The sequence below is a fragment of the Rhodococcus sp. KRD197 genome (genome assembly GCF_017168235.1).
Taxonomy (GTDB): Bacteria; Actinomycetota; Actinomycetes; order Mycobacteriales; family Mycobacteriaceae; genus Rhodococcoides.
The window spans coordinates 508,771-523,641 of the sequence record NZ_JABFAO010000004.1 but is presented as its reverse complement, the minus strand read 5'-3'; the positions used below and the strand labels follow the sequence as shown (position 1 = coordinate 523,641).

Annotated in this window: 14 protein-coding genes; 4 read left to right on the top strand and 10 right to left on the bottom strand. The window is 63.4% G+C overall.

What is annotated here, in order from left to right; genetic code table 11:
• The first annotated feature begins 13 nt into the window (after positions 1-13).
• Entirely contained in the window at positions 14-676 is a 663-nt protein-coding gene (locus tag J1M86_RS08685; protein ID WP_206509543.1) for a GntR family transcriptional regulator, read from the top strand.
• 56 nt (positions 677-732) lie between these two features.
• Here the strand turns inward: J1M86_RS08685 and J1M86_RS08680 are convergent, their stop codons facing one another.
• The 10 genes from J1M86_RS08680 to J1M86_RS08635 all read right to left on the bottom strand — a co-directional run bounded on the left by J1M86_RS08680 (position 733) and on the right by J1M86_RS08635 (position 10,464).
• Positions 733-1,968, bottom strand: a complete 1,236-nt coding sequence (locus tag J1M86_RS08680; RefSeq protein WP_075838209.1) for a YncE family protein — start codon at positions 1,966-1,968, stop codon at positions 733-735.
• 139 nt (positions 1,969-2,107) lie between these two features.
• Positions 2,108-3,796 carry a BCCT family transporter gene (locus tag J1M86_RS08675; RefSeq protein WP_307786571.1) on the bottom strand — a complete coding sequence of 563 codons (1,689 nt, stop codon included), beginning with the start codon at positions 3,794-3,796 and terminating at the stop codon, positions 2,108-2,110.
• 260 nt (positions 3,797-4,056) lie between these two features.
• Positions 4,057-4,917 (bottom strand): methylamine utilization protein, encoded by an 861-nt coding sequence (locus J1M86_RS08670; RefSeq protein WP_206509542.1) that lies wholly within the window; start codon positions 4,915-4,917, stop codon positions 4,057-4,059.
• A gap of 31 nt (positions 4,918-4,948) precedes the next feature.
• Positions 4,949-5,257 carry a biphenyl 2,3-dioxygenase gene (locus tag J1M86_RS08665; RefSeq protein WP_075838211.1) on the bottom strand — a complete coding sequence of 103 codons (309 nt, stop codon included), beginning with the start codon at positions 5,255-5,257 and terminating at the stop codon, positions 4,949-4,951.
• Positions 5,254-5,589, bottom strand: a complete 336-nt coding sequence (locus J1M86_RS08660) for a plastocyanin/azurin family copper-binding protein (RefSeq protein ID WP_206509541.1) — start codon at positions 5,587-5,589, stop codon at positions 5,254-5,256. The genes J1M86_RS08665 and J1M86_RS08660 overlap by 4 nt, the downstream gene beginning before the upstream one ends.
• Before the next feature lie 10 nt (positions 5,590-5,599).
• Positions 5,600-7,189: a multicopper oxidase family protein gene (locus J1M86_RS08655; protein ID WP_206509540.1), complete on the bottom strand. Its 1,590-nt coding sequence runs from the start codon at positions 7,187-7,189 to the stop codon at positions 5,600-5,602.
• The gene (locus J1M86_RS08650; RefSeq protein WP_075838213.1) at positions 7,186-8,499 is read right to left on the bottom strand and encodes a hypothetical protein; all 1,314 of its coding nucleotides are present in this window, start codon (positions 8,497-8,499) and stop codon (positions 7,186-7,188) included. The genes J1M86_RS08655 and J1M86_RS08650 overlap by 4 nt, the downstream gene beginning before the upstream one ends.
• A complete protein-coding gene (locus J1M86_RS08645; protein ID WP_206509539.1) occupies positions 8,496-9,200 on the bottom strand; it encodes a methylamine dehydrogenase light chain in 705 nt (234 codons plus the stop codon). The genes J1M86_RS08650 and J1M86_RS08645 overlap by 4 nt, the downstream gene beginning before the upstream one ends.
• A gap of 34 nt (positions 9,201-9,234) precedes the next feature.
• Positions 9,235-9,849: a redoxin domain-containing protein gene (locus tag J1M86_RS08640; RefSeq protein WP_206509538.1), complete on the bottom strand. Its 615-nt coding sequence runs from the start codon at positions 9,847-9,849 to the stop codon at positions 9,235-9,237.
• A gap of 33 nt (positions 9,850-9,882) precedes the next feature.
• Positions 9,883-10,464 carry a MauE/DoxX family redox-associated membrane protein gene (locus tag J1M86_RS08635; protein ID WP_206509537.1) on the bottom strand — a complete coding sequence of 194 codons (582 nt, stop codon included), beginning with the start codon at positions 10,462-10,464 and terminating at the stop codon, positions 9,883-9,885.
• Positions 10,465-10,785: 321 nt separating this feature from the next.
• On the opposite strand from J1M86_RS08635, the gene J1M86_RS08630 reads away from it, so the two are divergent.
• From J1M86_RS08630 to J1M86_RS08620, 3 genes are all read left to right on the top strand, one after another.
• Positions 10,786-12,285, top strand: coding sequence for an APC family permease (locus J1M86_RS08630; protein ID WP_206509536.1), 1,500 nt, complete (start codon positions 10,786-10,788; stop codon positions 12,283-12,285).
• A gap of 5 nt (positions 12,286-12,290) precedes the next feature.
• A complete protein-coding gene (locus J1M86_RS08625; RefSeq protein WP_206509535.1) occupies positions 12,291-13,055 on the top strand; it encodes an IclR family transcriptional regulator in 765 nt (254 codons plus the stop codon).
• 142 nt (positions 13,056-13,197) lie between these two features.
• Positions 13,198-14,829 (top strand): methane monooxygenase, encoded by a 1,632-nt coding sequence (locus tag J1M86_RS08620; RefSeq protein WP_206509534.1) that lies wholly within the window; start codon positions 13,198-13,200, stop codon positions 14,827-14,829.
• The last annotated feature ends 42 nt before the right edge of the window (positions 14,830-14,871 follow it).

Sequence of the window (14,871 nt, the reverse complement as noted above, 5' to 3'; positions counted from 1 at the left end):
GAAAGGAGGCTCCATGGTGGGGCAATCCGGCACACTTCTCGGACTGCAGAAGACCAATCTGCGTCAACAGGCCGTCACCGCTCTGCGGACCGCCATCACCAGCGGGGAGCTACGCCCGCGCAGCGCACTCGTCGAGACCGAACTATCAGAGCGACTGCAGATTTCCCGCGGCACACTTCGTGAAGCATTGAGGCAGCTGCAGCAGGAAGGCCTCGTCGTCACTGGGGCACGCGGACGGCTTCACGTCCGGCACCTCGACACGAAAGAAATCCAAGACATCTTCTCGGTCCGTGCCGCCCTCGAAGGGCTCGCCGCCGCCGAGATCGCCAAGCACGCCGAACGCGCTCGGATCGTCGCTGACCTGCGAGCGGCACTGGATTTGATGGGAAAGGCGCCGAAGGACGAAACCCTCGACGCCCGCATCGAAGCGGACCTCGACTTTCACCGTCTGCTCTGTCGCTCTGCCGACAACGAGACACTTCTACACTCCTGGAGCAACCTCGAAGGCTCGATCCGCATGTCGATCATGTATGCCGGCCGTGATCGCGCGGTCGGAAACATGGATGCCGACCGCCACCACGAGATCGTCGACGCCATCGACGCGGGCGATCCCAGCAACGCCGAACTAGCCGTCCGCACCCACATGACATGGGCAGTCGGCAACCTGGTGGCTTAGCCTCGGTTCACCGCCTGGTCCTAGCGCTATCCACCCCGCGTAGTCCCGCGTGAGACTCACGAGCCCAGGAGAGCGGAGTCGACGACTCCGGTGCGCATGCGCTGCGGATGGTCTCCAACGACGGTGCTGGCGACTTCGAGACCTGTGTCGAACGATATTGCCGACACCTTGTCGCTGCCGGCCCAGGACACGAAGCAGTACTGCCCGTCGTTGCTCCGGGTGGACCAATAAGGCTTCTCGCCCGCGGTCACCAGCGGACCCGCGGTAAGCGTCTCGCGCGAGACGATCGTCGCGTAATCCGACATCGTCCCAGCGACACACATCTTGGTACCGGACGCGTTCATGGCGATACCGTGGTGTGCCGAATCCAACAGATACGACTCACGAGGAAGGGCGGCAGCGGCAGCAGAGATGGGCAATTCGGCGACCCTCGTGACGCGGTCTTGCTGCAAGTCGTACTCGACGACGCCGTGGAAGAACGATACCTGCAGATACAGGAAGCGCTCGTCCGGCGACAGCGTCATGGGACGGACCGACGAGCTCATTCCTGGGTGTCCCGCCTCGGCCAACTTGGCGCCGATGTCGATTTTGCGCACTACCTCGCCTGTCGTGCGATCGTAGAAAGCGATCCAACGCGGGAACTTGGTCACGCCCAATTGTGGTGCATCGAAGGGACTTTCGACACGTCCGATACTTGCGTTGATGATGTATCGGCCGTCTTTGGTGTACACGTTCTCGTGCGGCGAGGTCCCCGTCGGAAAACGGCCGATCTCACGGCCGTCGACCGTGTCGAGGATGTGAACGGTGTTTGCCGTCGACGCCGACACAGCGACTTCGGTGCCGTCCTGCGAGATCGCCATGTGGTCCGCTCGCTGACCATCCACGGCGAAGCGCCAGACGATGGCCCCCGACTCGATGTCGATGGAAACCACATCGGCGAAGCTCGGCCGGGACACGATGAGGTTTCTTCCGTCGTTGGTGGTGTACATGTCGTCGGCGTATTGATCGTGTCCCTCACCGACGAGTTGCCGAATGCCCAGATAGAACGCGGTGCGGACCGGGTCACGGTAGATCTCGGCGATTCGTTCGTCCTTGTCCGGTACGACGTCGACGCGACCGTACTGCGTGAGCTCGCCGTCCGGTGACATGTAGTCGGCGGTGCCATCCCAATTGTTGGCCACGAAAAGCACATCGGTGAGCCCGGACGGAGTTGCTCCGGCCGGCGACGCCAGAGAAACCGAGAGCAACCCGGCGAGGAGGACAACGAGCGGTGAACGGACTCTGGATCTCACGTCGAACTATCCCCCATCGAATTCTTCCCGACACTGCCATCGAAACAGTATCGGCACAATCACGATGTGGGGACGTCAATCGCGTTGTGAATGACCACGAGTTCTGGGGGTGACACGATGTGCTGTTCGAGCCGGGGGCTCACTCTTTGTCGTCACCGGTACCCGGGTCCGGGGGTGCCGTGTCATCGGAGTCTCTGGACAATTTCGATGACCGCACCCTTTCCGACTCGGTTTGTGGCGACTTACCGTTGTGCGTCAAGAACTGTTCGTGGGTGAGCGGCTGGACCTTCACCCGTTCTGCGCGCAAACCCATCACCAAGGTCACGATCATCAGAGACACGAGAATGAAGATCGGTAGACCGATCACCGTGATGACTTCCTGCAGCGCTTGGAGCCCCGCCTCGCCGCCGAGCACGATCAATGTGGCCGCGACCGCGCCTTCGGTGACACCCCAGAACACGCGTTGCCGCACCGGACCGGCGTCACCGTCGCCGGAGCACAGCATGTCGATCACCAACGATGCCGAGTCCGAGGACGTGGCGAAGAACAGCGCGACGACCACCACCGCAATGCCCTGAACCAGGGTCGCGGCCGGGAAGTTCTCGAAGAACGCGAACATGGCCAGCGGAACACTCTCGTTCACCGCTTCCGAGATCGGCCCGCCGTCGCCGCCGATACCGTCGATCTTCATCGCCGACCAGCCGAAGATCACGAACCAGACGAGCGTGAACAGTGACGGCGCAGCCAACACCCCGATGACGAACTGGCGGATTGTCCGCCCGCGCGAGATTCGGGCGAGGAAGACACCCATGAACGGGGCCCAGGTCACCGTCCACGCCCAGTAGAAGACGGTCCAGCCGCCCTGCCAACCCCACCCACCGTCCGAGGTGAACTCGGCCATGGAATCGTTCCAGAAGGACAACTGGATGATGTCCTGGGCGTACATACCCAGACTCTCGATCATCTGACGGAGCAAGAACACGGTGTCGGAGGCGATCAGAACGAAGATCATCAGTCCGACGGCGGTGAGGATGTTGACGTTCGACAACCGGCGCACACCCTTGTCCAACCCGACGGCAATCGAGATCGTCGCCACCACCGTGAGGAGGCCGATGATCACCACTTTCGCCCACACCGCGTCGGGTAGGCCGACGAGCTCACTCAGACCGGCGTTGATCTGAGACGTGCCGAGCCCCAACGAAACGGCCAGACCGAAGACGGTGCCCAGCACAGCGAAGACATCGATGGTCTTCCCGATCGGGCCTGAGATGCGTTCTTTCAGTATTGGATAGAACACCGAGGACACACGCATCGGCAGCTTGTATCGGTAGATGAAGAAGCCGAACGCCAAACCCGGCAACGTGAAGATCGCCCAAGTGTGCAGGCTCAGGTGATACAGAGAAATACTCATCGCGTCCTGGGACGCTTCGACGCTGTAGGGCGCGACACCCTCGAAAGGGGGTGCGGAGAAATGCGAAATCGGCTCGGCAACACCCCAGAACATGAGAACGGTACCGATGCCGCCGGCGAAGAGCATGGCGAACCACGAAAGGTTCGAGTACGCGGGTCTGTCGTCGTCCTCACCGAGCCGCAGATGGCCGTACTTGCTGATGGCCACCCAGATCAGAAACAGCAACCACACCGTCACGCCGATGATGAAGAGCCAACCGAGGTTGGTGACGATCCATTCGCGGCCGGTGCCGAAAGCGTTTCCGACCCAATCCTGAAAAACCAGGAACAGCACGAGCAGCGCGATCGTCAGACCGGCCGACGTGAAGAAGATGTGGTGGTCGGTTCTGAGGCCGAGTTTGCGAGCAAGTGTTTCCACGGTTGCCGTCACCATCCTCGACGGCACGGTTCGTTGGGTCCGGGTCTGCTCGTATACGTAGGGCGTGCCGTCGCCGGGTTTCCAGCATTCTGTACCCGCACCGCGTTGTCCACCGATGCAGCCGAGTTGTTACACGGTCCTCTGTTCTATGCCATCGGAATGTGCTGGGGAGCCGAGAGCCGGATCGGGATCTCGCTCGGGCATCCAAGCAGTCGGAGCGGTCGCAGAACTCGCGACCGCTCCGAGAATACTCAGATCAGTCAGATCAGCACGGTGCCGGCAAACACGGCCAACCCGACGAGCACCGCCCCTGTCAGGGTCTGCACCCGACGATCCACAACGCACATCAGCGAGAGGAACCCGGGCATCGAACCGCCCCGACGGGTGTGGACGATGGCCAACGCACTGGGCATGCAGCGACCGAGCGAGACGGTGACGAACAGAGCTACACCGAGGGCCGGTGAGCCGATCGCCGCGACGCCGAGGGCCATGAGGTAGTACGCGCTCGACCGGATGTAGATGAGGAAGCCCGGGCCGATGATGGCACCGAACAGCAGCGATACCTTCCACGGCTCCATGCTCCGGCGGAGGTGACGCGGGAGCTGTCGACGGCGCATCGGGGTCGGCATCGTCACCAAACCCAGCTCGTGCAGACCGTATGCCAAGGCGAGTGCGGCCCACACACCCAGCATCAGCGCGACCGATACCGAATTCGACGCCAGTCCGCCGAGTGCCCCTATGGCGGCTCCCGTCACCGCACCGGTGGCTACGGAACCGAGTGCGTGCCAACCGAGGCGTCGCAGCGGCGTCGAGGATCCGGCGCGACCGGGTTGCTTCGGGGCACTGACGACTCCCGCGACGGACATCCCACACGTGGACCAGTTGGCGGCGAGCGCGGTGATGGCACTCGCCCCGATCACGGCACCGGTGAGGCCGGTGGCCACCGTCGGGGACAGCGCCAATGCCGCTCCGGCCCCGACGACCGCCGCCGAAACGGTGAGCAGCGTGCGCGATCCAAGCCCGACCGAGCTCTCGAGTGTGGGACGAATCTGCGGCAAATCCTGTTGCAATGCAGTGTGACTGAGTGTTGTCGTTCTCGGATGGTCGAAGGTTGCGGTCATGATCTCTCCCTGGGGTTGAATGCCGTTCACGTCAACCGACGCGAATCGTTCCGGACATGTACGGGTGAATGGAACAGAAGTACTCGATATCGCCCGGTGAATCGAACGTGAAGCGAAATGTCTTCTCGCCGAGGATGCCGCTGTCGAATACGCCGTCCGCGTGCACTTCGTGGAGCAGGCCACCGTCGGCGAACTGCCACTCGACGGTGCCTCCCACCGGGATGCTCACCTCCTGAGGGTCGAATCGAACATTGCTGACCACCACGGTCGCGTCCACCTCTGGCTCGGTGGAACATCCCGCCGCGAACAGCAGCAAGACCAGGGCGAGAACGATCCTCACGCTTCGACGACCACCGTGCCGAGCATCATCGGGTGCGGCGTGCAGTGGTACGTATACGTTCCGGCTTCGTCGAACGTGTACGAGAATGTGCCTTCGGTGAGCAGATCGCTCTCGAACAAGCCGTCATCGTCGACCACGTCGTGTGGGAGGCCGTTGTCGTCGAAGATCCACTCGACGGTCTCTCCCTCTTTGATGGTGACCGACTCCGGGGAGTAACTCATGTTCTCCACGCGCACGGTCGCGGCAGGCCCGTCGGCTACAGCTTCACTGCCGCAGGCCGTGAGCCCGAGGACGCCGGCGAGCGTTACGAACAGGATCATTGTTCTCTTCATGGATTGCCTCTCATCTGATGTACATCAAGTTCGCTGTCATGCCGGCTTCGAAGTGGTAGGCATTGTGGCAGTGGAACATCCACTCACCTGGGTTGTCGGCGTCGAACTCGATCGCGAGGGACGAACCCGGCAGCACATTGACGGTGTCGCGGCGCAGTCCGCCGTACTCCGGCACTGCGAAGGTGTGACCGTGGGTGTGCATCGGATGCCACATCGAAGACGTGTTGTTCATCGTGATGCGGATCCGCTCGCCCTGCTTCATCACCAGCTTGCCCGCATCGGGCCCGGCCATCGCCCACACGTAGCGATCACCGGCCTGCAGCAGATCCACCTGGTAGTCGCGGTCGGGCGCCTTGGTAGCGAGCTCTACCTTCTCCGTAGGGCGCAGCGCGCTCTCGAGCACCAGCTCTCGGCCGAGCTCCGGAATGTTGCCGCCCACATCGGGGTTGGCAAGCGGCGCCGCGTCGAGGCTGCGCAGCACCGTCGAGGCGTACCCGGGACGGCCCTCCACCGCCGCCACCATCGGCCACGCACCCGACGCGACCGTGAGCATCACGTCGTATCGCTGGGCCATGCCGATCACAATTGCGTCGGTCTCGGTGGGCACCACGTCGAACCCGTCGACGGCCACGATGGTGAGGCGATGTCCCGCAACCGCAAAGCGGTACGGAGTCTCTGCTCCTGCGTTGATGATTCGCAGCCGCAACCTCGTTCCCGGCGGCGCTTCGACCACAGCAGGATCGTTCGGAGGCCGGCCGTTGATCAGGTGGAGCGGATAAGCGATGTGTTGCGTCATGCCGCCCAATACACCGGAGTCACCGTGACCGGCAGAGGTCAACGAGGCCGCCACCGCAGCCTCGTCTGCCCCGATCGGCAGCGGCGTCGACGCTCCCCCGTGCCCGGCATGGCCGCCGCCGTGCAGGTTGGGATTGAGCGCCGACATGACCGCATCGGGTGTAGTCCCCAACCCATCGACCCAGTCGTCGAGAACAAGTACCGCGTCGGCGTCCGCTCCGGAAGCATCTTCGGGATCCTCGACGATGAGGGCCCCGAACAGCCCACGATCGGCCTGCAGCCCGGAATGCGAGTGGTACCAATGGGTTCCCGGATCCGGTGCGATGAAGGAGTACTCGAAAGTACTACCGGCAGCGATGGGTTCCTGCGTGACCGGGGGTACGCCGTCCATGTCGTTGCGGATACGGATGCCGTGCCAGTGAATGCTGGTGTCGCTGGGCAGTGAATTCGTCACCGAGGCCACCATCTTCTCGCCCACGGACATCCGCAGTTCGGGCGCCACGGCACCCGAGCCGTAAGTCCACGTGTTCACCAGCCGGCCACCAAGGTCCACTGTGCCCACCGCGGCCGCGAGAGCGCAAGCCACGGTGGTACCGCTGGATGCTCGGGCGGCTTCCGCTGCGGCGATCTCAGGATCGGTGGGCTTGATGTAGTCGAACTTCTCGGTGGAGCCGGATGCGCCCGAGGTCTGTGAGCTGCATCCGGCCACACCGAGTGCGCCGATTCCTGCCAGGCCGACGCCTGCTGTCGCGAGAGACAGGAATCGGCGTCGGTCGAGCATCAACCGGGTAGCCGGCTGAGTCATCCGATCTCCTCAGGGGTGAGCAAGCTCGTCACCGCGCCTACATTGCCGCTCAGGTCGACGGAGCTGACCTGCTCACCGGTGGCCGAGTCGAATCCCACCAGCTTCTGTGGCGCGCTGCCGTCGACCTCGGCACCATCGCCGAGCACATAGAACGTGCCACCGTCCACGCTGTAGGCCATCGACGAGTAGCTTTCGATACCGATGTCGGCAAGGCTGTACGAGCGCACCGGAGCGAGGTTCTCGGCATCGAACAACACCACCTTTGCGACGGATCCAGCGCGACCGGAATCAGGGTGAACAATGCTGTCGGTATAGGTCACCGCGATTCGGGAGGCGTCGGCATTGATCGCGTTGGCCGCGAACCGGCCGGAGTCGTCGCCCGCGTTCCCGATGGGCGTCACCGGCTCGGAGGGCAACCCCTCGGAGAAGTCGAAGACGAATACGTCGCCGTTCTCGGCAATGAGCAATGCAGATCCCGCGTCGACAGCCATCGTTGTATTGCGAGCACTCACGAAGTCGTCGGGCAGGACCTTCGCCCGGCCCACCTCGGTGGGTACCCCGTCCTCGCCGATGTTGACGTGCAGCAACTCTCGGTCGTCCTCGCAGACGCTGTAGAGATCATTGCCGACCATCCAGGTGAACGGGCCGCACCCGACGATTTGGACTGCGCCGGATTCCTCGCCGGCCTCCAGATCCACGACGCGGATTCCGTACAGGCCGTCGTCCCAGGTGACGAAATACTTGCCGTCGGAGGTGACCGCGTGCGAACCGTCACGCGAGTGGACTCGGGCCACGTCGGGGAGCGCGACTTCCTTCGGCTCGAGCAAGTTGCCGGAGTAGGTACTGACGGTGAAATCGGCGTCGCCCCTCGAGCCACGCGGACGCCAGACTTCTGCAGCGAGAACTGCTGGATCGCTGGCTGATTCACCGACGAACCCATGGATTACCGGTTGCCAGATGCCGGGTCCAACCACGACGCGAGTGGTGACCTCGCCGCTGGCCGCGTCGATGGCGTTGACGGTCAACTGAAGTGCACCGAATCCACCCTCGACACCGAGAAGCTGATCGGCACCGATCGGATCGATCTCGGCCACGTGCAGCGGCTCCGGGAACTCCCCGCTGATCTCCTGATCCTCCGATCCCAGGCCGATTCCCGGACCCGGAGTGGTGAAGTCGACGGACGGGTAGGTCACCTCGGTCGACGAGGCCTCCTCAGCCGGTTCGTCACTGGACGAGCTGCACGAGCTGAGAGCGAGAAGCGCGGCGAGGGGCGCTGCCGCGAGGGCGACGGAGCGAGAATTGCGATTCACGAGCCGGCACCCACCTTCGGGCGCACGGCCGGGCGAGCCTGGCAATCGGCGCCGATGATCGGTGCCATGGTGCAGGTGTAGGACTGCGACTGATCCGAGACACACCAGATGATCTCTTGATCGAAGCTGCCGCTGACCGGGTTGTACATGGTGCTCTGCATATCCGGCTCGCCGCAGAAGGCGTTGGAGCAGCTGGGTGCGCCGCAGCAATCGTAGTAGGCAATGAGATAGGTCTTGCCGTCCTCGGGATTGGTGCAGCACCCCACCCAGTACTCGGCACCCGGCTTGGACCCTGGCGCACAGGTCGTGAGACCGCCGCCCTCACAGGCCGCACACGACGTTCCATCCATGGAACACCAACGCCAATAGTCGCATTCGGCGGGATTGCTGCCGTCGAACTCGGGCACCAGAGGTTCCGCGGCAGGCGCAGCGGGGGTCTCCTGGGCGAAGGCGCGTGAGACCGGAAGGGAACTCACTACCGCGACGCCGGAGGCGCCGAGGGTCCAGCGGCCGATCTTGGAGATCATCGAACGACGCGAGATCCGTTCGGAGAGTCGGCGTCCGGATCGACTGGCGAAAGTTCCGCCACGTCCGGCCATCCACTCCGCCTGCTCGGCGACGGTCTGCTCGTCGATCGGGAATCGCTGTTCGGTGCCACCTCCTGGAACCGGATGGTCTTGTGCGTGATCGTGATTGTCCATTGTGCTCTCCGCTTCGTGGCAGGGGATGAGAGATTTACGCGACGCCGACGTGCTTCTGGGCCGCTTGGGTGTGGAGGTGCTGGAGCGAAGGAGTGCCGGATTCGAGTGCGTTGAGCAGGCTCTCCACCTGCGCCATGTGGTTGCACAGACCTTTCGCCTTGATCTTTCCGTGCTCGTCGAGCATCACCCCGAACGGTGTGGTGCCCACCTGGTACGCAATACCGACCTCACGGCCGTCCACGTAGCTCAACTCCGAGCCCAGGCCCGCGCCGGCGAGAAACTCCGCGTGTTCCTCCGGGGTGCCGTCGGAGATCATGACGATGTCGATGTCGCCCTCGCCCTTGGCCATCGACTTCATCCCCGGCAGAAGGGATTTGCAGGTCGAGCAGCCCGGCGCGGTGAACAGCAGCAGCTGCGGCCGCTCACGATGGCCGGCGACGCTGACGGTTCGACCGATGTGATCGGTCAGTCCGAAGAACGACGGGCCCACCTGCTCGATCTTGGGTCCGGTGTCCATCATGCGAGCACCGAGCGGGCCCAGACGTACCTGGACGCGGCCGATCTCGCGAGCCAGACCGAGAATCATGAGGAGCTGGACTGCCACCGCGGCAGTGAGGACGAGAACCATGGTCACGAGAAAAGTGGTCATTTGTGGATGCCTTTCTTCGATCGGCGAGGGGAATCAGTAGCGGCTGACGGACGCGGCGGCCCGCATCTCCATCGAGGCGTTGGTGAGGTAGCCATCGATCGGGCGGCGACCGAAAGACATGAAAGTCCGGGCGTAGACACCGACACAGACGAGGCCGACGACGAACAATCCGACGAGCGTTCCGGCGACGCGATCGATCATCCCGATTGTCGGGGTGAGGACCACGGTCGCCGCCAGAACAGCCAAGACTGCCGCCCGGGCGGAATGCCACCACCCGATTCGGGCAACCTCGTCGGCTCCGGCCGCGAAGGCGAAGCATCCGCAGTCGAGATCGCGGCGGCCCCGAAGCAGGTTGACGGTCAATCCGAAGAAGAAGGCGAGAAACATCACCACTGCGGCTCCACCTGCGATTTTCGGGAGGACGCCGATGATCAGGGCCAGACCCACCGCGACCTCCGCGACGGGCAAAACCCTCCCGACGACACCGGCGAACTTCTCCGGCAGCAACCGATAGCCACGGACCGCGCGGGCCATGCGCTCGGGTTCCTTGATCTTCGGTAGACCGGCCACCACCAGGATCGCGCCGACCGCGCTGGAAACCACTGCCCAGAGCATCGCGGACTCCTCTCGTCTTCACCGACGAAATCGACCATCGATTTCGCTGAGGCAAATCATGGGAGTCGATTGCGACGCGAACGATGCCCGCGCGTTACGTATTCATCCGGCTCGAGTGAGCGCGCAGATGTCGACGTTTGCCCAGTTCAAGGGCAGTTCAGACGTCGACCGTGTGTCAGCCACCACATTTCCGGGTGCCTGGGATCAGCGTTTTCGCGTCCGATTCTCACTTGAAAGTCCGGTTCGCGTCACATGAGAAATATGGAAGTAACCGAACGCCTCTACATTCTCTTCTCATCATCCCTCGCACTCAGGACGCCGATGAACACCAGCGCATTGCGGGCCGCTTTGGCCCGAGCCGCCGTCACCGACCGGAACGTCGATCCGGTGCGCTCGCCTCTCGGCGTGCTCGGTCGTCGGCAACTGACCCAGTTCGATCTGCTCGGGCAGTCTCTCTCGACGATGGCCCCGGCGACCTGCATGGTGTTCATCGCCCTGTGGATGTCGACGTTCCACGGCAACGCGGGCGGGCTGCTGGCGATCATCGGCGCGACGGTGGTCATGGTGCTCGTTGCGATCTGCATCCGACAGTTCACGGCGCGGCTCGCCGCATCGGGCTCGCTCTACAGTTTCGTCGCGCACGGGCTGGGCAAACGGGCAACACTCACTGCGGGGGTGGCGTTGTTCGTCGGGTATCTCGGCGTCTCGATCTCGGTGCTGTCCAACGCCGGTGAGAACCTGGTGCAGGTGGCCGAGGTGAGCGGCGCTCGGGTCGGTCCGTCGTTCAGCATGCTCGCGTGCGTGATGGTCGCGGCGGGGGTAGCGATGATCTGCATCCGCGGAGTGCGGTTCGCCACCCGCACCATCCTGGTCATCGAGATCTGCACCCTGGTGCTCATCACCGCGCTGCTCCTGCGCGCTCCCGTCCACGTCGACGTCACCGAGACGACGACCTCCGCTCCGGTGGGCTTCGTGCTGTTCCTCATCATGCAGACCGTGTTGAGCCTGGCCGGGTTCGAGAGCGCCGCGTTCTTCGGACCCGAGGCACGCACCCCGCTGCGGACCGTCACCCGCACCTTGCTGATCTCCCCGATCCTGGTGGGGTGCCTGTACGTGTTCGCTGGATGGGCGGGGATGACCGGGCACGCCGGCACCATGCTCAATGCCTACTTCGGGGGTGTCGAGTCCGGGGCGAGTCCGCTGCTGGTCGTGGCCGTCACTGTGGGCGTGTGCTTCTCGTGGATTGCGTCGACACTCGGATTCGCCCAAGCCGGCTCGCGATTGCTGTTCTCGATGAGCATCGAACGCATCATTCCCGCGGCCATCGAACGGGTACATCCGACGTTCCGGACTCCATACATCGGCGTTGCAGTCTTCGTCGGCGCGTCCCTGATCGGCGCGCTCGTACACGACCCTGACGGTCGTGGGATAGCCACCTATGACGTGGTCATCGAGATGGCGCTCACCCTCGGCTACACCTTGGTTTCGATTGCCGCACTGCGCTTCCTGTCCCGGATCGGTGAGCACACGCTGTGGACCCGGTTGAGCGGAGTGCTCGCCGCCGCAGCCGGATTGGGCTTGCTGGGTTTCGCCGCGGCCGACGCGGCCAGTTCCGGAACCTGGCTTCTGGTGATCTGGCTCGCGGCGCTCAGTGGAGCCGGTGCGCTCTGGTACGCGTTGCTGTCGCGATATCGACCCACGAGCATCGCCTCCATCGGGGTGTTCGACACCGTCGAGACGGGGGATCTGCTGCCGGGTTCATCGGAGCTCACGTTGGACGAGCGCGGCAAACCGGTGCTGACGCCCGCCCGGCACCGGTGACTTCGATGGTGGCAGACAAGCGCGGGGGGCGTCGAACAGAATCGGGTTTCGGTGGGCAGCAGCCGAAGGCTGTGCAGAAGGCGTTGGCGATGCTGGAGGCAGTTGCCCACCTGGGCGCGGGCGCAACGGCAAAACAGATCGCGGCCCACGCCCAGGTCCCGCCGGCCACGGCCTACCGCATGCTCAACTTCCTCGTCGCCGACGGTTTCCTGGTCCGAGTTCCGGATCTCTCCGGTTTCGCACTGGGGCGCCGAACGTCTGAATTGGCCTACGCCAGCGCCGCGTCGGCGCCGACGCGTTCGGTGACCGATGTGTTGGACGCCATCCGCGGCGAGACGCGGCACGGGGTGTACGTGGCGTCGTTCCGAAGCGGAACGTTGCGCATAGTGGACACCGATCCCGATCACGAGGTGGTGTCCGCATCGACGGTGATGCGCAACCCCCACGCGCATGCCGTCGGGAAGCTCATGCTCGCGTACCACCCGCGCAGCCTCGATACGTCGACGCTGCGCGCAGTGACCGCTCGGACCGTGGTGAGCGAGCAGGGCCTGCACGACGAGTTGGCCACGATCCTGGCCACCGAGGTCTCGTTCGAGGACGAGGAATCGCGTCTCGGGCGAGCGGCGCTGGCCGTGCCCGTACGGGAACCGGGCTCGAACGTCGTGGGCGGACTGTGCTTGCAGGGAGTCTCGGGGCGAATCAACCGAGACAACCGAGATTTGAAGCTCCTGCTGCGCGACGGGGCACAACAGTTGGTCGGTTTGATCTAGAGCCATCGAGGCTCAATTCCATCGCCGTGTGAACTGCGTCTCAAAGTGAGACGGATGAGACCTGCATCACGGTGTTCAATCATGTGCACATCTTCCCGACAAGGCCGGCAACCCCGCTGACCTCGCATCCAGGAGGCGCACATTGAGTAGGCAAAGCCTTACCAAGGCACACGCGAAGATCTCGGAGCTGACGTGGGAACCCACGTTCGCCACACCTGCGACTCGCTTCGGCACGGACTACACGTTCGAGAAAGCACCGAAGAAGGACCCGCTCAAGCAAATCATGCGGTCTTACTTCCCCATGGAGGAAGAAAAGGACAACCGCGTCTACGGCGCGATGGACGGCGCGATTCGCGGCAACATGTTCCGCCAGGTCCAGCAACGCTGGCTCGAATGGCAGAAACTGTTTCTGTCGATCATCCCGTTCCCGGAGATCTCCGCAGCACGTGCGATGCCGATGGCCATCGATGCGGTCCCGAACCCGGAAATCCACAACGGTCTTGCGGTACAGATGATCGACGAGGTTCGTCACTCGACGATTCAGATGAATCTCAAGAAGCTGTACATGAACAACTACATCGACCCTGCCGGGTTCGACATGACCGAGAAGGCGTTTGCGAACAACTACGCAGGCACCATCGGCCGCCAGTTCGGTGAAGGATTCATCACCGGTGACGCCATCACCGCCGCCAACATCTACCTGACGGTGGTCGCCGAGACCGCTTTCACCAACACCCTGTTCGTCGCCATGCCAGACGAGGCTGCGGCCAACGGCGACTACCTGCTGCCGACGGTGTTCCACTCGGTGCAGTCCGACGAATCGCGGCACATCTCGAACGGTTACTCCATCCTGCTCATGGCCCTGGCCGACGAGCGCAACCGTCCGTTGCTCGAACGCGACCTGCGTTACGCCTGGTGGAACAACCACTGCGTCGTCGACGCGGCCATCGGCACGTTCATCGAGTACGGCACCAAGGATCGACGCAAGGACCGCGAGAGTTACGCCGAGATGTGGCAGCGGTGGATCTACGACGACTACTACCGCAGCTACCTCATCCCGCTCGAGAAGTACGGCCTGACGATCCCCCACGACTTGGTCGAAGAGGCGTGGAACCGGATCACCGTCAAGGGCTACGTGCACGAGGTCGCGCGCTTCTTCGCCACCGGTTGGCCGGTCAACTACTGGCGCATCGACACCATGACCGACACCGACTTCGAGTGGTTAGAGCACAAGTACCCAGGCTGGTACAGCAAGTACGGCAAGTGGTGGGAGGAGTACAACCGTCTCGCCTACCCGGGCATCAACAAGCCGATCGCGTTCGAGGAAGTCGGCTACCAGTACCCGCACCGCTGCTGGACGTGCATGGTTCCGGCCCTCATTCGTGAGGACATGGTGGTCGAGAAGGTCGACAACCAGTGGCGCACTTATTGCTCGGAAACCTGCTACTGGACCGACGCGGTTGCTTTCCGCGGCGAATACGAGGGCAAGGACACCCCGAACATGGGTCGTCTGACCGGTTTCCGTGAATGGGAGACACTGCACCACGGCAAGGATCTCGCCGATATCGTCTCCGATCTCGGTTACGTCCGCGACGACGGTCGGACTCTTGTCGGTCAACCGCACCTCGATCTGGATCCGAAGAAGATGTGGACACTCGACGATGTCCGCGGCAACACCTTCCAGAGTCCGAATGTGCTGCTGAACCAGATGACCGAATCAGAGCGCAATGCGCACATCGCGGCGTACCGCGCCGGCGCAACGATCCCTGCCTGATTCCAGACCCGGTGGGCAGCGACTGAATCCAGGCGCTGCCCA